Source organism: Cardinium endosymbiont cEper1 of Encarsia pergandiella (assembly GCF_000304455.1).
GTDB lineage: Bacteria > Bacteroidota > Bacteroidia > Cytophagales > Amoebophilaceae > Cardinium.
Genome location: NC_018605.1, coordinates 500536 through 521375, shown reverse-complemented (window position 1 = coordinate 521375; position 20840 = coordinate 500536). Strand labels below are relative to the sequence as shown.

The 20840-nt window shown below is 37.5% G+C and carries 17 protein-coding genes, 1 tRNA gene and 2 pseudogenes; 5 read left to right on the top strand and 15 right to left on the bottom strand.

What is annotated here, in order from left to right:
- Positions 1-182: 182 nt before the first annotated feature.
- Positions 183-305 carry a hypothetical protein gene (locus AL022_RS04645; RefSeq protein ID WP_014934651.1) on the top strand — a complete coding sequence of 41 codons (123 nt, stop codon included), beginning with the start codon at positions 183-185 and terminating at the stop codon, positions 303-305.
- 54 nt (positions 306-359) lie between these two features.
- On the opposite strand, the gene AL022_RS02325 is transcribed toward AL022_RS04645, so the two are convergent.
- The 3 genes and pseudogenes from AL022_RS02325 to murB form a co-directional block, all read right to left on the bottom strand.
- Positions 360-1448, bottom strand: coding sequence for an IS481 family transposase (locus AL022_RS02325; protein ID WP_014934650.1), 1089 nt, complete (start codon positions 1446-1448; stop codon positions 360-362).
- A 64-nt stretch (positions 1449-1512) separates the two neighbouring features.
- A pseudogene (locus AL022_RS02320) lies at positions 1513-2096 on the bottom strand (IS256 family transposase); the annotation flags it as partial.
- Between the two features lie 143 nt (positions 2097-2239).
- Positions 2240-3277 (bottom strand): UDP-N-acetylmuramate dehydrogenase, encoded by a 1038-nt coding sequence (gene murB, locus AL022_RS02315; protein ID WP_014934648.1) that lies wholly within the window; start codon positions 3275-3277, stop codon positions 2240-2242.
- 442 nt (positions 3278-3719) lie between these two features.
- On the opposite strand from murB, the gene AL022_RS02310 reads away from it, so the two are divergent.
- On the top strand, positions 3720-5222 hold the full coding sequence (locus AL022_RS02310) for a sodium:solute symporter family protein (RefSeq protein ID WP_014934646.1): 1503 nt from the start codon (positions 3720-3722) through the stop codon (positions 5220-5222).
- Between the two features lie 112 nt (positions 5223-5334).
- Here the strand turns inward: AL022_RS02310 and pheS are convergent, their stop codons facing one another.
- The 7 genes and pseudogenes from pheS to AL022_RS04670 all read right to left on the bottom strand — a co-directional run.
- Complete coding sequence (gene pheS / locus AL022_RS02305; RefSeq protein ID WP_014934645.1) at positions 5335-6390, bottom strand: phenylalanine--tRNA ligase subunit alpha; 1056 nt, start codon at positions 6388-6390, stop codon at positions 5335-5337.
- Between the two features lie 12 nt (positions 6391-6402).
- A complete protein-coding gene (locus AL022_RS02300) occupies positions 6403-8016 on the bottom strand; it encodes a hypothetical protein (protein WP_014934644.1) in 1614 nt (537 codons plus the stop codon).
- A 116-nt stretch (positions 8017-8132) separates the two neighbouring features.
- Positions 8133-8270 (bottom strand): hypothetical protein, encoded by a 138-nt coding sequence (locus tag AL022_RS04500; protein ID WP_014934643.1) that lies wholly within the window; start codon positions 8268-8270, stop codon positions 8133-8135.
- On the bottom strand, positions 8258-8737 hold the full coding sequence (locus tag AL022_RS02295) for an ankyrin repeat domain-containing protein (RefSeq protein WP_014934642.1): 480 nt from the start codon (positions 8735-8737) through the stop codon (positions 8258-8260). The genes AL022_RS04500 and AL022_RS02295 overlap by 13 nt, the downstream gene beginning before the upstream one ends.
- Before the next feature lie 158 nt (positions 8738-8895).
- Positions 8896-9381: an RDD family protein gene (locus AL022_RS02290; protein WP_014934641.1), complete on the bottom strand. Its 486-nt coding sequence runs from the start codon at positions 9379-9381 to the stop codon at positions 8896-8898.
- Between the two features lie 215 nt (positions 9382-9596).
- On the bottom strand, positions 9597-12386 hold the full coding sequence (gene leuS / locus AL022_RS02285; protein WP_014934640.1) for a leucine--tRNA ligase: 2790 nt from the start codon (positions 12384-12386) through the stop codon (positions 9597-9599).
- Between the two features lie 275 nt (positions 12387-12661).
- Positions 12662-12739, bottom strand: a pseudogene (locus tag AL022_RS04670) (transposase); the annotation flags it as partial.
- Positions 12740-13008: 269 nt separating this feature from the next.
- On the opposite strand from AL022_RS04670, the gene AL022_RS02280 reads away from it, so the two are divergent.
- A complete protein-coding gene (locus AL022_RS02280; protein ID WP_014934639.1) occupies positions 13009-13554 on the top strand; it encodes an ankyrin repeat domain-containing protein in 546 nt (181 codons plus the stop codon).
- A 31-nt stretch (positions 13555-13585) separates the two neighbouring features.
- Positions 13586-14533 (top strand): 5'-3' exonuclease, encoded by a 948-nt coding sequence (locus AL022_RS02275; protein WP_014934638.1) that lies wholly within the window; start codon positions 13586-13588, stop codon positions 14531-14533.
- Between the two features lie 53 nt (positions 14534-14586).
- On the opposite strand, the gene sppA is transcribed toward AL022_RS02275, so the two are convergent.
- The gene (gene sppA / locus AL022_RS02270; protein ID WP_014934637.1) at positions 14587-16305 is read right to left on the bottom strand and encodes a signal peptide peptidase SppA; all 1719 of its coding nucleotides are present in this window, start codon (positions 16303-16305) and stop codon (positions 14587-14589) included.
- 113 nt (positions 16306-16418) lie between these two features.
- Positions 16419-16492, bottom strand: a tRNA-Ile gene (locus AL022_RS02265).
- Between the two features lie 319 nt (positions 16493-16811).
- Between AL022_RS02265 and dusB the strand changes: the two genes are divergently transcribed.
- The gene (gene dusB / locus AL022_RS02260) at positions 16812-17798 is read left to right on the top strand and encodes a tRNA dihydrouridine synthase DusB (RefSeq protein WP_014934636.1); all 987 of its coding nucleotides are present in this window, start codon (positions 16812-16814) and stop codon (positions 17796-17798) included.
- On the opposite strand, the gene dut is transcribed toward dusB, so the two are convergent.
- The 3 genes from dut to AL022_RS02245 are packed head-to-tail and all read right to left on the bottom strand — an operon-like array spanning position 17795 to position 20592.
- Positions 17795-18229 (bottom strand): dUTP diphosphatase, encoded by a 435-nt coding sequence (gene dut, locus AL022_RS02255; protein WP_014934635.1) that lies wholly within the window; start codon positions 18227-18229, stop codon positions 17795-17797. The two genes, dusB and dut, sit on opposite strands and share 4 nt — an antisense overlap.
- 56 nt (positions 18230-18285) lie before the next feature.
- The gene (gene gatA / locus AL022_RS02250) at positions 18286-19716 is read right to left on the bottom strand and encodes an Asp-tRNA(Asn)/Glu-tRNA(Gln) amidotransferase subunit GatA (protein ID WP_014934634.1); all 1431 of its coding nucleotides are present in this window, start codon (positions 19714-19716) and stop codon (positions 18286-18288) included.
- A gap of 27 nt (positions 19717-19743) precedes the next feature.
- A complete protein-coding gene (locus AL022_RS02245; RefSeq protein WP_041546094.1) occupies positions 19744-20592 on the bottom strand; it encodes a DUF3108 domain-containing protein in 849 nt (282 codons plus the stop codon).
- Positions 20593-20840: the final 248 nt, after the last annotated feature.

The following is a 20840-nucleotide window of genomic DNA, read 5'->3' as shown; positions in this document are numbered from 1 at the left end:
AAATATAAAAAGTTAATCCATAAACTAGCATAAAAAATGCAACAGGATAACCCAAACAGATCCAATAGAGATAAGCCATTTTTATAAAATTATACCTATTATAATGGCCTAAAAAGGTGGGACAAAAGCATAACCATTGCAAGCTGTGATCGGCGATGCAACAAAGCCTTAAAATTAACTCCATGAACAAAGTTATAATAGATGGTAATAACTTATCAATAGATGAGGTTTATGCGATTGCCCATCAGGGGCGTAAAATAGGTAACAAAAAGTATGGTGAATTAGTGAAAGATTTGAGCCTGTAAACGATTTTGTGTAATTTGTAGTAGTCAGGATTTAATCTAACAGGCAATAAAAAATTATAGTATATAGTTGTCAGTTAAGTTTAGGTTGTCAGTCATGTTTTTAATATAGGCGATTTGATTATTTTTTTCAAGTACTAGTTTTTTGCTATCTTGCCAAGTTTGTATAGGTGTTTTTCCGTAACAGTACTTTCCAGAATGGGGTCGCTCATGATTATAGTAGTGTAACCAGTTATCTAAATCCTCTTGCAAATCATCCAGGTCTGTATAGATTTTTTTACGCATAGCTGTATCAAAGAATTCCTGTTTCATTGTTTTATTAAAACGCTCACAAAATCCATTGGTTTGCGGTGAATAGGCTTTAGTAACCGTATGCTCTATACCTTCAATGCTTAAAAATAACTCAAAAGCATGATGTTCTATTTTGACTTTATACTCGGTACCTCGATCTGTTAGAATACGTAAAATTGGTATACTTTGTTCTTGGTACCAAGGTAATACTCTGTCATTTAACAGATCAGCTGCTGTCAGAGCTGTCTTATCAGTATATAGTTTTGCATGAGATACTCTAGAATAGCTATCTATAAATACTTGCGTATATACTTTACCTATACCTTTAAAGGTACCCACATAATAAGTGTCTTGACAACCTAAATAACCAGGATGTGCCGTATCTATTTCTCCATATGATTCTTGTTCATTTTTACGTCTTTCTAAGGCTGATAACTGGGATTCAGTCAAAACAAGACCATCTTCAGCCATCTTGGATTCCAAAACTTTAAGACGTTTCTTTATATTATTTAAGTCATTGCGTAACCAGATAGATCTTACGCCTCCAGGAGAAACAAGTATACCTTCCTGCTTTAACTCGTTTGATACCCTAAGTTGACCATATGCTGGATAATCTATGGCCATATCTATTACTGATTGTTCTATCTTAGGATCTACTCTATTAGCTAATATAGGTTTCTTGCGACTTATCTCATGTAGGGCATCCTGACCACCTAGTTCATATAAGGACTTAAAACGATAATAGCTATCTCTGCTATAACCCATGCTTTTACACGCTGATGAGATATTGCCCAACGTTTTGGCTACCTCTAATAAACCTAGTTTAGGTTTAATTATTTTTTGATGTAAGTTCATAATAATAGTCGGTATTTATATCAACACAATTTAACAATTGTCAGAGTAAATCCTAACTACTACATTCTTTTTGGCCTTGACAATTAATGGCTAATGCCAAATAAATTGATTTATTTATTACGCGTTTATCTTCATGAGACTTGATAACGATACAATCTAAATACAGTATGGGGGATATACGCTTTCTAATGGACGATTCTGCCAAATAGTAATCTCCTCAATAACAGATTCAGTTACTTTCGAAATTAAACTGTGTGATACCTCTCTACCATAGAGCTCTTTGAACGTATCTGAAATATCTCGGGTGGTCATCCCTCTGGCATAAAGTGACAGAATTTGTTCATCAAAATCAGTGAACCTAGTTTGACCTTTGCGAACAATTTGAGGATCGAACGTGCTGTTTCGATCTCGTGGCCTATTAATTTCCATTTCGCCAAAATCACCCTTCAAGCGCTTAAGAGAGTAACCATTACGACTATTTCCCGTGTTCCTACCTTCTATAGAATGCTTTGAATAGCCAAGATGATCGTCTAGCTCTGCATCCATAGCACGTTCTACCGTCAGTTTTAATAGTTGCTTGCTCAGAATAGCTAAATCTTTTTCACTCTTAATAGACTTCGATAATTCTTTTAGTAGATTTGGATCTATATTTATTTGTTGTGATTCCATTGATTATGACTTATTTATTACTACCGATTATTTATAACGATAGATTTCTTAATAACAAATAAGCATTTACACAATTTTATTTACAAACTCACTACAGATGTGACATACGCCCTCAATTGACGTTATTTAATTACACCACCTACCATATTAACTTCTGGTATTAGCGTGATATTAAATTGAATTTTTACTTTTTTTTTGATTTGACTAGCTAGACTTATAATATCTTTACCAGTAGCACCCCCATAGTTTACTAGTATAAGCGCGTGTGAGCCATAGACCCCTGCACTTCCTTTACGCAATCCCTTAAAACCTGCTGTTTCTATAAGCCAGGCTGCTGAAATTTTTATCTGTTCTATATCTTCTGTTTTGAAGGCAATTATTGAGGGATATTGCTCCTTAAGCCATTGATAATGGGCTATAGGCACCAACGGATTCTGAAAAAAACTACCTGCGTTACCCAAAATAGTAGGATCTGGTAGTTTCTGTTTTCGAATGGCAATAATTGCGTCACTTATTGCTTTAAATGATAACTGCTTAATCTTCATTTTTTCCAACATAGCTTGAATGGTTTCATATCCTATAGAAAAAACTTTTTCTTTATGTACAGCCAATGTGATATGTGTAATTAAATACTGATTGTGCCATTTTGTTTTAAAAAAACTTGTTCTATAGCCAAAGCCACATGCTGAAGATTTAAAAATTATTTTTTGACCAGTGGATAATGCAATGGCTTCAATAGTATCCAATACATCTTTAAGTTCTATACCATATGCGCCGATATTTTGTATCGAAGCGCCACCAACTGTACCTGGAATCAACGATAGATTTTCTATACCCCCATATCCTTTGTTGACACAAAATAAAACAAGCGTATGCCACGGCACGCCTGCAGCTGCCTTAATAAGAACTTTATAGTGGGTTTCTTCTATGATTTCAATACCTGATAGTTGAACATGAAGTATATAACCAGGGAAGTTGCTGACAAATAATGTATTGCTACCACCACCTAGTATATATAAAGGCTTTTTTCTTATATCTACCGCAGTATAAAAACCCTCTATATCTTTTAAGCGGTTAAGCCGAATGTAATGGGCTGCATATGCTGGAACCTTAAAACTATTTAAAGATTGTAAGGGATAGTCGTTGAGGCAATACATCATGAAGTTGTGTGGTTTTATCGCGTCTATAATTGATGTGCTATTTCAACAAAAGTAAGACATTTTCTATTTTAGATAAGGACTAGACGGTGGTAAAATAGGCGCGTTGCTCTCCCAGTATATTTAAATAGTGGACCGGAAAAATCAGCCAACTTATATTTAATTTTGTTTCTTGCTCTTGCTCATTTACTAGCCTATAGTTTTTAAATGGTCTATATAGACCTTTATAGGTTTTTGATAGCTAGTATCATAAAAATTAAATACAAGGAAACAAAACGCTTATCTTTCTATCCTAATGCTACTATAGTTTTACCAGTAAATGAACAGCTACTAAAAATTTGGTTTAACTTATGCTAAGTTAGGAAAAGAAAAGTATATAAGTCAGTTATTTTTATTATATTACATCTTAGGCGTTTCATGCGTTTTATCCAATCTTAAGCCATCTATGCCACTCTATAACATCACCTTATTGATGGTATTAGCCTTTTTGTTCGTGACCCTTACAATAGGCCTTTACATCAGGAAAAAGGACACTACTTTCCGTGCATATGCAGTAGGTACACAAGAATTTCATATAACTACCTTGATCGCTACTATTTTAGCTACCTCCTTTGGAGGGGGATTCTTAATGCGTGAACTACCGAATATATATGATCAGGGGATACAATACCCATTCTTGATATTTACAATGAACACAGTAGGAAGCTATATACTAAGTCTACTAGCGTTGCATATGGGGCCATTTATACAGCACCTTTCTATAGCAGAGACCATAGGTAGCATCTATGGCCAGTATATAAGGATGATTACGGCTTTATTAACTACCTGTTCTTGTATTGGTAGCGTGGCTATTCAAATCAATGTAATGTCTTACACTATTGGCATGTGTATGGATACAATAAACCCTGATATCCTGACTGTTTTGGCTACCTTAACCCTTATTAGCTATACCGCTTTTGGAGGTATTCGTTCCATTACCATTACCGATCTATTCCAACTGACAACTTTTACAATTGTTATACCCTACCTCCTTAAGATTGTATTGCTAAAAACAGATCAATCTTTTTTAGAAATCATAAAGCTCCTAGAAAAACAAGAAAAATTTCAATGCAAGCACTTATTAGAATTTGACAAAAAGTATTGCATACAGTTATTGAATAATTTACATTTACTATTTTTCTGCTCTCCTTCAATTATACAACGCTTCTATATGTCTACTGGCCCCATTCAAGCTAAAAAGGTTTTCTCGCGTGTAGTGCTTTTTGAAGCCATTATATTCATAAGTATTGCTCTTATTGCACTGTTTATTTTTGTAGGAAATCCAACGCTACAGAAAGACGAAATTTGGGGCTATATACTAGAGGATATGTCGCCTTTTTATAAAGGATATGTCGCCATTAGTATATTGGCCATGACGATGTCTACCGCTGATTCTCATTTACAGACTGCTTCTATTATGATCAGTCATGATATGGTGGAAAGCATGCGCAACATAGAAGCACCACCTTATATGCACAAACTTCGACTGGCTAAATTAGCTACACTGGTTACCGGTCTATTGGCTATGATCGTAACGGTTTACTATCCCAATCTATTTACATTAAGTGCATTTGTTTTTGAATGGCTTATAGGTTGTTTTACGGTTAGCGTGATACCTCTTTTTATCTTAACTGTTCTTGGTTTTCGCAGTACTACGCCTACCGCTTTCATGGGCATGGGTATAAGTATACTGGTCATGCTGATTTGGAACCATTGGCTCAAGCCTAAAATAGCAATAGATGGTAAATGTATTGCCGCAGTCGCCAATGGTTTGGCCACAATGGCGGCACACTATCTACTGCCTCAACCGTGTGGTACAGGATGGATGGAGCCAGATCCGGAACAGAAAAGAATGAGACAGCTGATACGGGCATTTAAAAAACATAGAAAAAATATAGATGCAGAATAGTGGTTCCCAGATGGTTGTAAAAGCAGGTATAGGTCATCTGTATCGTCTCAATTAAGAAACAAGACGTTTTTATACTGCTTACAAGGTAAGCCATACAAAATGAACAGGACAACTATTTTGCAAAAAAAGACGCTTCACTAAATCCCAAACAACCCCTAAACTGACGCAAAAAAGCAAGATGATTTTCAGAAAATAAGCGCAAATCATCAACTTGGTAAAGGAGCATAGCGATCCGTTCTATGCCCATTCCAAAAGCAAAGCCACTATATTGTTCGGGATCGATATGGCAATTGGTTAAGACATTCGGATCAATCATACCTGCACCCAATATCTCTACCCAACCAGCGTATTTACATACGGTACATCCCTTGCCTTGGCACAATCTACAATGTATATCTACCTCTGCACTGGGCTCTGTAAAAGGGAAATAAGAGGCCCTAAAGCGCAGTTTCGTAGCCTTACCAAACATTGCTTCTACAAAATGATAGATGGTACCTTTTAGGTCACTAAAGGTGACATCTGTGTGTACATACATGCCATCGATTTGATGAAAAAAACAATGCGATCGTGCAGAAATGGCTTCATTTCTAAACACACGCCCCACCGCAATAGATCGAATAGGAGGGCTTTGGGCTGTACAGGTTTCAACCTGTACAGCAGTGGTGTGGGTACGCAACAACTGAGCTGGATTAAGTTGCAAAAAAAATGTATCCTGCAGATCACGGGCAGGGTGGTTTTCAGGGAAGTTTAATGCACCAAAGTTGTGCCAGTCGCCTACAATTTCTGATCCCTCTGCGAGATTAAAGCCCATACGCTGGAATATAGAGATAATCTTGTTTTGAACAATGGTTAAAGGATGTAGACTACCTATCGCCGCACCAAAAGCAGGAAGAGTTACATCAACTGGTTGCTGCATAGCTGGTGGAGGGACCGCTTCTAGTGCGCTTGCTGCACTTTTAAATTTCTTCTCTGCTTCATTTTTTAACCCATTTAATGCTGGACCTATTGCTTTTTTTGCTGCAATAGGGAGCTGCTTGAAGGTTTCAAATAGATGGGCAATACAGCCCTTTTTACCAATAAAATCTTGCCGAAAACGTTCTAATGTTGCTTTATCTTCAATCAGTGCAGTGTTCATTTTTTCCCGTAGTCGGGCAATGTGATCGATCATAATATTATATAATTACCATTTATATGCTAGGCCAACCATAAGGTTGAATTTTTGATCCGGATACCGGGTGTAAGCAATATGCGCACGATTGAGGAGGTTACTAGCCATTAAAAATGCTACAAACTTTTTAAAAATAAAATAATCAATCCCTACAGAAAGGTTAATGCGCATTCCGATTGGCATGGAATTACCATTTATATCTTTTACAGTAGTTGCACCATCTAGATGCAGATTACTGGTCAAGAAAACTTTTGAATGGGGGATATAGGTGAAAGTCGGCTTTAGTTTGTATCTTGGTTTATCATACCACCAGATCGGTGCGGATTGATTTGCAACATATGGGTAATAGGTGCCTTGTATGGTTACATGGTATTTTGGCATAGCATAGTCAACGATTCCTATTACTTTTACCAGCTTATAGTCCTGTGAATGATAAACTAGTCTAACCTGATCCTGCTGATCCTTGACGATTCTAGATTGGTTTTTAAGTTGCCGATAGGCTATATCAAAGCGATAAGAAAGATTAGGCCCAATGATCCCTTTGCTACCACCATATAATTTGAAGTATTGATGGAGATGGGATAGCTTCCAATTGGAAGCTATAAAAGGATTTTTGGCTACTACATCATGTAGGTGCAATGGCACTACGCTGCTGCCTACGCCCATACCCTGTATGCCTATATAAGGGGCAACCCAAATGGCTATCTGATACTCTATTTTGACCATAGGATAAAGATCAAAATTAGATATTTCTACGGGAACTAGATCATTATGATAAGCCATCCTTAACCCCACTTTTAGCTGCATAGCCTTATGTAGGTGTAGACAAAGACTAGGCGTGGCCGAAAAAATAAGCCGTGTTTGTGGCACTGTACCATTTACATAGCGGGCTATAGCATGGTAGCTAGCTATTTTAAAAAACCAATTGTCCAACCGTTTAATCCATTTATAATGCAAGGTACATAGATTTTCACTTATATTTTTATTTTTATAATCAATTACTTTTATGTTTACTTGCCCATCTTGAATAGAAGATTCGCTGGCTTGTTTAACGAATAAGCTGATCTTACTTTGATGTAACATACAGGTATGGAGGTCACTATATTTGTGCCAAGCAGGCTGATAATTTAAATGGGGCTGGAAGCGCCATGACCCAACGTCATACCTACCTTCTAAAGTAAACGAAACTTCTTTTGAATTTTTGCGCCATAATGGTGGAAGCAAAGCCAGGTTAGCGGACCAAATACCTTTCCCGAAAGGATAGTGGTCTAATCCAACCGCTAGGTAAGGGAGCAACGATGTACAGATACCTATTTTGCAATAGCGATGACAAGAAGGAGGCATTCCTTTCTGTTGTAAAGAAAAAGGAAGGTATAGTTGGGGGGCAGGATGAAATAATATAGCGTTTAGTTTTAATTCATTTAGGGTTTTTAAAGGCTTATTCAGCTGTTTTATAGTGGGTATAGGCGCTTTGAAAAATAACCTTTGCTCCTGGGTTACTGTATTCTTTTTTTGTTTTTCAATTACAAACTCAGCATCTTTTATAGCGCCTGCTTTGGTTTCCGCATAGGATAGTGGAGCATAGATCGAAAAAAATAAAGCGATAAATAGCCAAGCGTATTGCATCTTGATGATCTTTTGATTTAAAAAAAGTAACCTATAGAATAGAATAGCCAGCTAAAATAAGATGCGATTGCCTAGAGGTTTCATCATCCAATCTACAAAGGCTGCAATATATTATTTTACTGGAACATTTGCACTACTCCTTGAGGATTCGATTCAGCTCCTAGATCCATAGGGGTAAGCTCATTTGCATGCCTTACATTTAGATCAATTTCGGGTCTACCTAGTAAGATTTCTAGAATCTCTATATGCGCCAAAAATGCACTGCTAGATGAAGAGGAGTATTACCAGCCTCATTTTGTGCATTAATATCAATTATTGATGTACCGAATACTATTAAAAATAGTACAGACCTTGGATGATTATGCAAAACGGCCAGCTGGAGCGCAGTATTACCACTTGCATTTCGTGCATTGAGATTAGTATCTGGTTCCCTTAGCAATGATACTAAACTAATTAGATTATTATCTATAGCGGCCAGCTGGAGCGGAGTATTACCGGCTTCATTTCTTGTATTATCAAGATCTACTACGATTGCATTGGCTGGATTACTAGTGTTATTCATACCAACTGGGTTGTGACCGGTATCAGATTTATTTGGCAAGTGGCCATATCTGGCTGTTAAGTTACTGCAAGAAGCGGTAAAGGATAGAACTGTTCCAGCTACTATTGCCATTGTGTAAGAAGACTTGACCGGTGTGATAGATTGGATATATCTAATCATAAAAATGTATAACTTGTTTTTAATTTAAATATATTTATAATTTTCCTGTTATCATAATTATGGGTATTATACAGTTATTGCTACTGGCTATTTAGAATAAAAGCAATAGATGTATTTGTTTATCCCAAGTGGTTATATTATATTTTATTAATCTCTTATTAGGCTCTGTACGTGTATATTAAACACATTATTATTCCTATGATCGGAATAAGTATATATAGTGATTTTCGTCGAATGATCATTTCACACTTGAACGCTTCTTTGAAAGTAATAGAACGACCTGTTTCATGTAGTATTTTTATACCGAAAAGCTGCTTCCCTGGTGTATTACCAAAACAAGTCATAGATGCAGCAACCACCAAACTATCTAACAATATGAGAAAATATCTAAAACATAATAGGATTAGCAAGACCATAAGACCCACGTATAAAATACCTCTAGCAACACTAGACTGAAACACAAGAGAAAGAAAATCATGCGATAGATTTTTCATCCATAGTATATTTGGTCCTACCGGAACCAACACTAAGATTATACAATATAAAAAGTTCAACACATTTTGATCAACCCCCCTTGCTGCCCATCTGCGCCATGCATGGCCAGCCGTTATTTTTTCAGGTTCAATCCAATTGCTATCCTTCATAAGATTATAAATTTTAAAATTTTGTTGCACTAAAACTAGGTTTGTAAACGGCTATGGCCATTACTTACCCAAGCTTCTAAATAAATTAATAATAAGTTGACCTATGAAAAAACGAGCAGCTCTTAATATTTCTTTTAAAGATTCTCAGAGATGATGATATCATATAATATAGCATTATAAGCCATATATAACAACATCAGCCATCCTGAAAAACGCTATTGTAAAACCACATTTACCATTTTATTAGCTACCACCACCACATTTTTAATTACCTTACCTGCGATCCATTTTTGGATCACCTCATGGGCCAATACTGCCTTTTCTATAGCGATAGGTGACGCATTACAATCAAAAACCATTTTGGTCCGTAGCTTACCATTGACTGCAATACCATACTGAAAGCTTTTTTCTGCTAAATAGGTTTCATTCCAAAGTGGAAAAGCTACCTCTGTAATGCTACCTGTTTTGCCTATACTTTCCCATAGCTCAGCAGCTATATAAGGTGCAAAAGGTTCCAACAATAGAATAAAATCTTCTACCACAGATTGGATTGGTCTTTCAAAAGTAGACAACCTGTTTAGACCAATCATTAAACTACTTATAGCGGTATTAAAAGAATATTTTTTAATGGATTCTGTTACCTTTTTAATGGTTTGATGCAATATTTTAACCATCTCCTGATTAGGAGGTAGCGCAGTAGTGGTCCACGATGCTTTTGCATGATGTACAAAACGCCATACTTTATTTAGAAAACGAAAGAGCCCTTCTATACCGGATAAGTCCCATGGTTTAGATTGTTCCAATGGCCCTAAAAACATCAAATACAGTCGCAAAGCATCAGCACCATATTGGGCCATTACACTATCTGGGTCGACTACATTGTATTTAGACTTAGACATTTTTTCCATTTTCCCCCCACATACATATTTACCTTCCTCTAATAGAAAATTCACATCGCGAAACTCAAAACGCCAATTTTTTAAGGCTTCTAGGTCTAAAACATTTTTTTCGACAAATACTGTTGGAATATATATAGGTACGACATCATATTGCGCTATAAGCCCGGCACTGACCAATACATTCTTATCTTTTAAACGATATACTATTGCCGTACACTTCTGAATGAGGCCTTGATGGAGCAACTTCGGAAATGGTTCACTAATATGAATATGACCTAAATCATATAATAGTTTGGTCCAGAAGCGTGCATAAAGGAGATGGCCTGTTGCATGTTCTGCACCACCTATATAGAAATCTACCTCTTTCCAATAGGCTTCTTTTTCCTTGCTTAAAAAGGTTTCCCGATTGTGGGGATCCATATAGCGCAAAAAATACCAACTAGAACCTGCCCAACCTGGCATTGTATGGAGGTCTAAAGGATATCCTTCCGGTGTAGACCAATGGAAGGCATTGGCTAATGGCGGTGCACCAGATGGGTTTGGTGTATAACTACTTACCTCTGGCAACACAAGGGGCAGGTGGTCCTGCGAAAGGGCATAAGGGAGCCCATCTTCTTTATAGTATATTGGGAAAGGCTCTCCCCAATAACGTTGGCGACTAAAGATAGGATCCTGTAGTCTATAGTTCACTTTAGATTGCCCAATTTTATTTTGGATAAGTTTTTGCATAACTTTTTCAGCCGCTTCTGCTACAGAAAGACCATTTAGAAAATCAGAATTAATCATCTTGCCTTCAGCTGCTTCATATGGGCCATCTTCTATCAGCAAGCCACTTTCTATCACAGGTAAAGTGAGTAAATCAAAAGATTGCGCAAATATATAATCCCGTCTATCATGTGCAGGAACCCCCATAATAGCTCCTTTACCATAGCTAGGCAATACATAATCTGCCACCCAGATAGGCAATGGCGCACCTGTAAAGGGATGTATAACACAAACGCCAACAAATAGACCACTTAAAAAGATAGTTTCTGCAAGACGGCTTCGATCTGAACGATTTTTAGATTGCTCGATATAAGCAATAAGTGCTACGTCACCTGTTTGATCTGCCATAGCACTAACCCAAGGATGCTCAGGCGCTAAGGCAATAAAACAAACACCAAAAATGGTCTCAGGTCTAGTGGTAAAAACGGTAATGGTCTCTCCTTTTTGCCCTTGTACCCTAAAGGTAATCTCTGCACCTTGAGACTTACCCAACCAATTCCGTTGCATCTCCTTAGTAGAAAGGGGCCAATCTAACCCGTCTAAATCTATTAGCAAGCGCTCTGCATAGGAGGTCATACGCAAACTCCACTGTTTCATGTTTTTCCGTGTGACTGGATACCCTCCTCGTTCAGAAAAACCATCTTTGACTTCTTCATTGGCCAAAACAGTACCTAAGGCTTCACACCAGTTTACCATGCTATCTTTTAAATAAGCCAAGCGATAATGCAACAGTTGAACTTGTTTTTCTGTCTCAGAAAATGCATTCCATTCCTTAGCTGAAAAAATAGGGGTATGGTCGTCACAGGCAGCTTGCACTTTGGTATTACCGTGATCAACAAATTCACAGATAAGTGTATGAATAGGGGCAGCCTTTTGTGTCGCAGTATTGTACCAGCTATTGAACATTTCTAAAAATATCCACTGTGTCCATTTATAATATTCAGGCGCACTAGTATTTACTGACTTATCCCAATCAAAGTCTAAGGCAATTTGTTTGAGTTGTACAATATATTTGTCTATATTTTTCGCAGTGGTAACAGCAGGATGTTGGCCAGTTTGAATCGCATGTTGTTCAGCAGGAAGGCCAAAAGCATCAAACCCCATTGGATTCATCACATGGTATCCACTATGCTTATAATACCGAGATAATATATCTGAAGCAACATATCCCATATAATGCCCTACATGGAGTCCTGATCCTGAAGGATAAGGAAACATATTTAATATATAATACTTGGGTAAATGGTTCGTAGTAAGAGACCTATCTGCTGTAACAGATCTTTGTTCCCTCCATCTATTCTGCCATTTTTGCTCTATCTCGGTAAAAATATAGGGTTGCATGCTTAAAATATGGTTGGATAATGGGTAAAACGAATAATAGATTGGTATAGCCGCTACAGCTGTATCGAGGTGTAGCAACGGCTGAATCTGAAAAATAAAACAGCTTTTCTAGATTTTATCTTTTACATAGCAATTTAACTTAAAATTAATAAGCAAACATTATATTGGACGGAAAAAATCAGACAAATTTTTATAAATTTTGTTTCCTATTTTTCCTAAAAATAGGTATTTACATGGACACACCCCCTATCCATCTGCGCCACACTGGGACTTTAAAACCACCCAGTAGTGGTTTTACCTTTATTAGCAATTGATTTAAAAACTTTGTGGACATAAGCTCTTTTGGTATTACAACTAATTTTCATAGATTAGAGTTCTTTGCTAATTTGGTTTTTAATTTGGAAATTGTAAAGGAAAAAGGAACACCTTAAACCCTTTTTTTACGGTCTAATCCAGCATTGACGTTGTGAACGATGGCATTATAACATGGGCCTATCAAACTACAAAGGAAGGTTATGGGTGATTTTAGAGGGATTCTATCTTTATCAATTCATATAACTGTATTTCCTATGGTACTAAATTTTTACCAAAAGAAACTCGTAACCAATAAATAATAATCTTCATGCATACAAAATATACCTCCTATTTTAAATTTTTCTGTACCATATCAGGCATAGCTATCTGTGTCTTATTTACTGCTGGTTGTGGTAAGGATCAAACTGATATCAATGAAAAAGATTCTACATATGGTTCTTCTCTTCATTACGCATCACAGAAAGGTAATTTAGCAAAGGTTAAAGCGCTATGCTCAAATCCATCTATTAATGTTAACTTAACAAACACATATAATGAAACGCCATTATATATTGCAGCAATGTTAGGAGATACAGAAGTAGTAAAAGCATTACTAGATCATGGAGGTATTGAGATGTATAAATGCGGCTGGCGTGGTTATACCCCACTACATGCTGCAGCATTTGCTGGTCATACAGAAGTAGTTAAAGCACTACTGAACTATAAAAAAATTAATATCAATGAAGCAACTAAGAATGGAGCAACAGCTCTAGACTTAGCTAAGATGAATAACTTTTCAGAATGTATTAAGTTATTAGAATCAGCTGGTGGTGTTAGTAACGGAACTTTCGAGATGGTAAAGGGAAACGATTAGATTGTACTAGATTCGCAGAAGGTCTAATGTTATGCCCACTCCCCACAAGCTTTTTTTATTAGATGGTATGTCGCTGATCTATAGAGCGCATTTTGCGCTTGGAAAGGCAGCGACTACTACCGCACAGGGCATTAAAACAGGGGCGATACTTGGCTTTGTGAATACCTTAGTAAAGGTACTGCAAGAAGAAAAACCTACCCACCTCATCGTTGTCTTTGACGGAAAAGAAAAAACCTTTCGACATGAACTATTTCCTGCCTATAAATCCCACCGGCCAGCTCAACCAGAAGAGATCTCTATAGCGATTCCATACATCAAATCCATTCTAGAAGGGTTTGGTATTTTATCGATAACCGGTAATGGGTATGAGGCAGATGACCTACTGGGTACATTAGCCAAAAAGGCAGCGATAATGGGATGTACGACCTATATCATGTCTACAGACAAAGACTTAGCTCAGATGGTACAATATAATATTTACCTCTATAAACCGAATAGCCATGGCCAAAAATCAACTATACTTGGTGAAAAAGAAATCTTGACGCAATGGGAAATTGCTAGACCTGAACAAGTAAAAGATATTTTAGCATTAGAAGGAGATCCTTCTGATTTTATTCCAGGCATTCCTTCTATTGGCAAAAAAACTGCTCGAAAGCTTATAAAAGAATTTGATAATCTAGAAAATATATTGGCACATAGCCATGCGCTAACGGGTAAGTTAAAAGCAAACCTTATCCAATATGCAGCGCAAGGTATGCTTTCCAAACAACTGGCTACGATTCGAACAGATGTGCCCATCACGCTAGATTTAGAAAAATGCCATTGCCAGGTGCCCAACAAGGACAAATTAGCATCTCTATTTACCTTACTAGAATTTAAACAACTTAAGGAGCGGTTATTTGGTAGACCAAAACCACAAAAAAAAGGCGACCAAATAGCTGGTTTATTTGATCCTATTCACTCAACTATAGACAGCTAAGAGGATGATTGGTCTCATCTCCTGGTCTGGATGGGCAAGGGAACCGTATTCAGTTAATCAATATGAATCGTATAAGGAAGGATGGCTTGTATGCCACAGGGTTTAGATAGCAGTTGGTAATGATTCAGTATAGGATATTCTTCGACCAAGGAATGGAGTACCTCCATTTTGATGTTACCCGTAGTATAGTTTATCAACTGTTCTAATTTTGTTTTAGGACGGGGTAAATAACAAATGCTATACTGGTCGGTTAACTGGGCCAAAGCAGCGGCTTTAGCAATAGCTGATTCCAGTCCGCCGAGCCCATCGACTAGCCCATTATTTTGAGCCATTGCACCAGTATATACCCTACCACCTGCTAATTTTTCCACAGAGGCTATATCCATCCCACGTCCATTGGCAACCTTACGCAAAAAATCGTCATAACTTTGTTGCAATACTTTATACATAAATTTAGACTCTTGTTCAGAACAACTTAGCCTAGGTTCTAAAAAATCTGCAAAAGGAGCAGTCTTCACCACATCACGGTAGATACCTATTTTATGCATCAATGCAGCGGGGTCAAATAACATACCAAAAATACCAATCGAACCTGTAATGGTAGTAGGTTGTGCAAAAATATAATTACATGACGCAGCAATATAATACCCCCCAGAAGCAGCTACATTAGACATAGAAGCCACGACTGGCTTAACAGATTTAAGTTCCTCTATTGCTTTCCATATAATATCTGAAGCAGCCACATTACCCCCTGGTGAATGAATGCGCAATACTACGGCTTTTATATTGCTATCTTCTTGAATAGCCTTTATCGTTTTAATAAAACCGCGGGCACCAATATAACCGGTACTACTGGACCCATTCACAATTTCCCCTTCAGCCATTACAACGGCAACTTGATTAACGGAATTAGATGCGCTTTCTGAAGTAGTATAATGAATATAGCTGACAAAAGCAGGAGATTTTAGTTTTTCTTTTAACAACCTTTTCGCATCTGTTGCATAGCCTATCTTGGTAATTAAATGGGCCCGAAGGGCATCATTGGGCAGTACCGCTGAAAGGTTATTGGCATGCGCTTTTAGCGCTGCAACCGCTATGTTTCTAGTACTACCTATTTTTGTTAAAAAGTGATCATACACAGACTCAAGGTATGCCTTTGTTTGATTTTTACTTTCTTCACTCATTTTGGTCAAACAAAAGGGCTCCACCGCATCCTTACAGGCTCCAATACGGAATATGATAGGCTTTATAGAAATATGCTCAAAAAGTTTTGTATAGAAATCAATTGTTGCAGACAATCCTTTGAATACCAACCAACCACTAGGATTTAGAATGATTTCGTCTGCTACAGAAGCTAAATAATAGGACTTTTGCGTATAACCATCCGCATATGCGATGATGGTTTTACCTTGGGCTTTAAAAGCCAACAAAGCTTCTCTTATTTCTTCTAAAACAGCCCAGCCGGCATATAGATAAGATAAATCTAAATAAATAGCGGAAATACGATGATCCTTGGTTGCTTCATGAATGGCCTTTGTAACTACTTTAAAATTAACCACTCCTTTATTAGATCCAAATAATCCACTCGGCATCCTTTCAACCACTCGGCCTTCCATATTGAATGATAGGACTGAATTGCTTGCTACTTCGCTGATATCGGTAGCAGTTAATCTTGAAAGTACAAAAAGAACTATATAGGATAAAGATAATAAAGAGATTAAGCATCCTATAGCAATGGTAAATACCTGTTTAATAAAAGATTTTATGCCCATTTTAGATTATAAAAAAGTCTATTAAGTAATGACTAGAGCGCACAAGATGTGCCAAGAAATGTATTGTAATTTTTATGGTGTACGGTACCGGTTTGTAACTTGGTGCGCTAGGGTGGGCCTGCGTGGACTTGAACCACGGACCTCTACATTATCAGTGTAGCGCTCTAACCAACTGAGCTACAGACCCTATAATCTTTTACAGAAATTATTTGGAATAAAAACAAACCTACTTAGACTCAAACCTATTACAGGTTTTCCATAGCCTCCTCCAACACAGCTAAATTACGTATATATTCTGTATATACCCAATAAATAGCTATAATAAATAAGTTATTTTAATCTACTGCATACCATTAGTGGAAGGCAGCAATCTTTTTATGCATAGGAAATACTAATTTTAAGCGTAGATTTGTAGAAGGTCACCAACTACCCGGACATTTCCAGCCCATCCAACAAGTGGGTGCAAAGATCAAATTCAAGGAGCTAAAAATATATTCATCCTATTTATGTTACAAATTGGAAACTGTGTATTAAGTGATTTTCCACTTTTACTGGCACCTATGGAAGATGTTAGCGATCCTCCTTTTCGTGCCATATGCAAGGCACATGGGGCAGATCTGATGTATACCGAATTTATTTCCTCCGAAGGACTGATTAGAGATGCTGCTAAAAGTATAAAAAAATTGGAAATATATGAAGCAGAACGTCCTATTGGGATACAAATTTTTGGAGATACTATAGAAGTGATGCGAACAGCAGCTGCTATTGTAGAAAGGGCCCAACCTACTTTATTAGACATCAACTATGGTTGTCCTGTTAAGCAGGTAGCGTGTAAAGGAGCAGGCGCTGGTATCCTTTTAGATCTTCCTAAGATGCAGGCAATGGCCGCAGAAATCGTTAAACAAGTCTCGATTCCTGTTACGGTCAAAACGCGATTAGGATGGGACCATCAATCGATTAAAATTTTAGAAGTAGTCCAACGCCTTCAAGATGTTGGCGTACAGGCTGTAACCATTCATGGAAGGACCCGACAACAAATGTACAAAGGATCAGCAGACTGGAGCTATATTGGAGCAGTAAAAGCAGATCCGAGCATTCATATTCCGATTTTTGGGAACGGGGATATTGACAGTCCTACTAAAGCGCTTGCTTATAAAGATAAATATGGGGTAGATGGTATCATGATTGGGCGTGCCAGCATTGGCTATCCTTGGATTTTTAGAGAAATCAAACATTATCATGCAACAGGTAACCTCCTCCCTCCTCCTACCCTAGTAGAGCGGATTGAAACTGTAAAAAAACATTTGACCCATGCGATAGAGTGGAAGGGAGAACGAACGGGCATATTAGAAATGAGGCGCCACTATGCCAATTATTTTCGAGGTGTGACTGGGATAAAACCGTATCGGTCTAGCTTGGTAACTGCTAATGATGCGAGGGCTATAGGTGACCTATTAGATGAAATAACGCAAAAGAGATCTGACGGAGACTAGTTTCTACCAGTGCTGCCATGGCCTCCCGATCCCCTATCGGTTTGGTCTAGCATCGGTACTACTGTCCAACGAATCGATTCATATTTGGCGACCACTAGCTGCGCAATTCTATCCCCATCTTGTACTACAAAGGGTTCATCACCGCAATTCATAAGCAATATTTTTATTTCCCCCCTATAGTCTTCATCAATTGTTCCGGGGCTATTTAAGACTGTCATGCCATGGTGCAACGCCAAGCCGCTACGTGGCCTTATTTGGCCTTCATAGCCTTGTGGTAAAGCAATAGAAATACCAGTAGGAATCAGCATCCTTTTCCTAGGAGCCAATCTAATAGGAAGATGGATAAAAGCACGCAAATCCATTCCGCTAGCCCCTAATGTAGCATAAGCAGGCAATGGATGGTGTGAGTAGTTAACAATTTGAACTTCCATACAATACCATTTATTTAAAATTTTACTTTTTACAGCAAGTTTACAGAATAGGTTAACTATTTTACAATAGATTCAAAGTGGCTTGCAAAGGTAAGTAGCTTGGCTTCTTCAAAATAATTACCTATCACTTGCACACCAATGGGTAAATCTTTTTGATCTACTCCATTTGGTAAAGAAATAGCTGGTAGGCCAGCTACTGATGCCAATACAGTATAGAGATCGCTCCAATACATGGATAATGGATTACTGACAAAGCTATTTACCTTAAAAGCAGTAGTTGTAGTGGTAGGCAATATGATAAAATCATAATGGCTCAAGATATCTTGCATGACTTTTTTAATCATGTTACGAACTTTTAGTGCTTTAATGTAATGTGTTTCACATTGAGATGCACTGAGCACAAATGATCCGAGCATAATCCGCTTTTTCACTTCCTTAGCAAAACCTTCTGTTCTGCTCTTGATATAGACCTCTTCTAATGTTGTAGCATGGCTACTTCGGTAGCCGTAACGAATACCATCAAAACGAGCAAGGTTAGTGCTTGCCTCTGCATTGACCAATATATAATAAGTGGGTAGGGCATATTTGAGTAATTCAAAATGGACATTGTGTACTTGATGGCCCGCTTTTTTTAACAGTTCTAGCCCATCTAATGTATGATCTTTTATTTCCGGCTGTAAACCTCCATGGCTAAGTGTTTCTGCTAAACAGGCTACTTTATAACGGGCTGAATCATGCAATACACTTGTATAACAGGGCACTTCCCTAGCCGATGCAGTACTATCAAATGGATCAGCCCCAGCTATTACCTCCAGCACACTTGCACAGTCTTCTACTGTATGGGCTAAAATACCAGCTGTATCAAAGGAAGAAGCATACGCAACTAGACCATGCCTAGAAATTCTACCATAAGAAGGTTTCAGCCCTACAAGGCCACAAAATGCAGCGGGTTGTCTAACCGACCCACCTGTATCCGTACCAATCGAAACATGACACATTTTTGCCTTTACGGCTGCTGCAGATCCACCTGAAGAACCACCGGCAACTCTTGTTTTATCTAAAGGATTTAGTACGGTACCAAAATAACCATTTTCTGAAGAAGAGCCCATGCCAAATTCATCACAATTTTGATGGCCAATAATCAATGCATCAGCTGCCAAAAGCCGCTGGGTAACGGTTGCATGAAATGGAGAAATATAATTGGTCAAAATTTTACTACCAGCCTGTAATGGATGATCTTTATAAGCAATCATATCTTTTAACCCCACCACCATCCCTGCCAAAGGGCCTCCTTGATTGTGTGCTATTTTTTGATTGACTAGAACGGCATTTTCTATTATCTCCTGATCATAAACATTTACAAAGGCATTTAAGTCTTTTTGTATTTCAATATGCTGCAAAAGGTGATCAACTACTTCCATAGCAGTAACTTTTTTTGATGCGAATAGCAACCGAAGTAGGCTAAAAGAATAGGCAGAATGGAGCATAAAGACAAAATTATAAAAAATAAAAATTTAAGGTTTTTGAAAATGAATCTGCTCTTTAAGACCTTTGCAGCCAGTAAGTGCTATTTCTACTGAACCTACTACTAGATTAACTTTTAATTTTAGAGGAACTTTGTTGGCATCATCTGAAATATATGCTTCTACTGGGCGCTCTCCAGAAAATATACTATCCTCAACAGGCACTAAAGGTGCGAAAACCAACGCGGATGTTTTGCCCAATTTGGTTTCAATCTTCTTTCTTCCAAGAAACAGAATCCCAACATCTTTATAGATTTGCTGGTCATACAAGACAGTGACCGTAAGCTTATCACCTGGTTGTAGTTTTGTGCAATCAATAGAACGCAACGCATAATAACCACTGATTAAGTCTTTGATGTTTTGAACACTAGAGAGCGGATGATAGGTAACTTCAGGCTCCATATTATGGCTACTTTCAGCCACTTTTACCCTGGCCTGACTGGATACGTAATCAAAATCAATTTGCTCTTGTCTTACATAGCCATTTTCTTGAAGATGGGTGACACATCTATGTGGCCGCAATAGATTGGACACATCAGCCTCTAAATAACTTTCCCAGGTATCCAACAGATTAAACCCTAAAACATCCAATGCATTACTAGAAACACCCTTTACTTGAATTTTATAGCAAAGGTGGTCATTTAACTTATGCAACTGCTCATCTACATACATGGTAGCGGTACCCGCATGGATAAAACTGTAACAAACCTGATACTCTAACCGTTCTCCTAGAAGAAAAGGAGGTTCAACTGTGCCAGAAGCTTTAGCATGTAGACCACTTAAAAAAGTACTCGTCAGGCAACAGACAAAAAACTTCTTTACATATCTTTTTACCACCATACCCACGAAAATATTAGCCTAATTAGAAAGATAATTAGTTGATTAAACTTATAATTTTACAACAAAAAAAGCAGTAGACCAAATAAAATGGCCAACAAGTTACGAGGGAATCAAGCTATTCATAAAAATAAAAAGCTAGCAATAGGAAAAAAAGAGATAAAAAACTATCTTGGCCAAGTCCCCCAATGGGCGGTATATTATAAGTTAATATAGTCAATCCTTTCAAATCAAACAGATTATAATATTTT

What these genes read in the sequence shown, in the direction of transcription:
- murB (WP_014934648.1), bottom strand. Translation starts at nt 3,277, where the DNA reads ATGATGTATTGCCTCAACGACTATCCCTTACAATCTTTAAATAGTTTT.
- AL022_RS02290 (WP_014934641.1), bottom strand. Translation starts at nt 9,381, where the DNA reads ATGAAGGATAGCAATTGGATTGAACCTGAAAAAATAACGGCTGGCCAT.
- AL022_RS04645 (WP_014934651.1), top strand. Translation starts at nt 183, where the DNA reads ATGAACAAAGTTATAATAGATGGTAATAACTTATCAATAGATGAGGTT.
- sppA (WP_014934637.1), bottom strand. Translation starts at nt 16,305, where the DNA reads ATGGGCATAAAATCTTTTATTAAACAGGTATTTACCATTGCTATAGGA.
- AL022_RS02295 (WP_014934642.1), bottom strand. Translation starts at nt 8,737, where the DNA reads ATGATTAGATATATCCAATCTATCACACCGGTCAAGTCTTCTTACACA.
- AL022_RS02280 (WP_014934639.1), top strand. Translation starts at nt 13,009, where the DNA reads ATGCATACAAAATATACCTCCTATTTTAAATTTTTCTGTACCATATCA.
- dusB (WP_014934636.1), top strand. Translation starts at nt 16,812, where the DNA reads ATGTTACAAATTGGAAACTGTGTATTAAGTGATTTTCCACTTTTACTG.
- AL022_RS02275 (WP_014934638.1), top strand. Translation starts at nt 13,586, where the DNA reads ATGCCCACTCCCCACAAGCTTTTTTTATTAGATGGTATGTCGCTGATC.
- pheS (WP_014934645.1), bottom strand. Translation starts at nt 6,390, where the DNA reads ATGATCGATCACATTGCCCGACTACGGGAAAAAATGAACACTGCACTG.
- AL022_RS02310 (WP_014934646.1), top strand. Translation starts at nt 3,720, where the DNA reads ATGCCACTCTATAACATCACCTTATTGATGGTATTAGCCTTTTTGTTC.
- dut (WP_014934635.1), bottom strand. Translation starts at nt 18,229, where the DNA reads ATGGAAGTTCAAATTGTTAACTACTCACACCATCCATTGCCTGCTTAT.
- AL022_RS02300 (WP_014934644.1), bottom strand. Translation starts at nt 8,016, where the DNA reads ATGCAATACGCTTGGCTATTTATCGCTTTATTTTTTTCGATCTATGCT.
- gatA (WP_014934634.1), bottom strand. Translation starts at nt 19,716, where the DNA reads ATGCTCCATTCTGCCTATTCTTTTAGCCTACTTCGGTTGCTATTCGCA.
- leuS (WP_014934640.1), bottom strand. Translation starts at nt 12,386, where the DNA reads ATGCAACCCTATATTTTTACCGAGATAGAGCAAAAATGGCAGAATAGA.
- AL022_RS02325 (WP_014934650.1), bottom strand. Translation starts at nt 1,448, where the DNA reads ATGAACTTACATCAAAAAATAATTAAACCTAAACTAGGTTTATTAGAG.
- AL022_RS02245 (WP_041546094.1), bottom strand. Translation starts at nt 20,592, where the DNA reads ATGGTGGTAAAAAGATATGTAAAGAAGTTTTTTGTCTGTTGCCTGACG.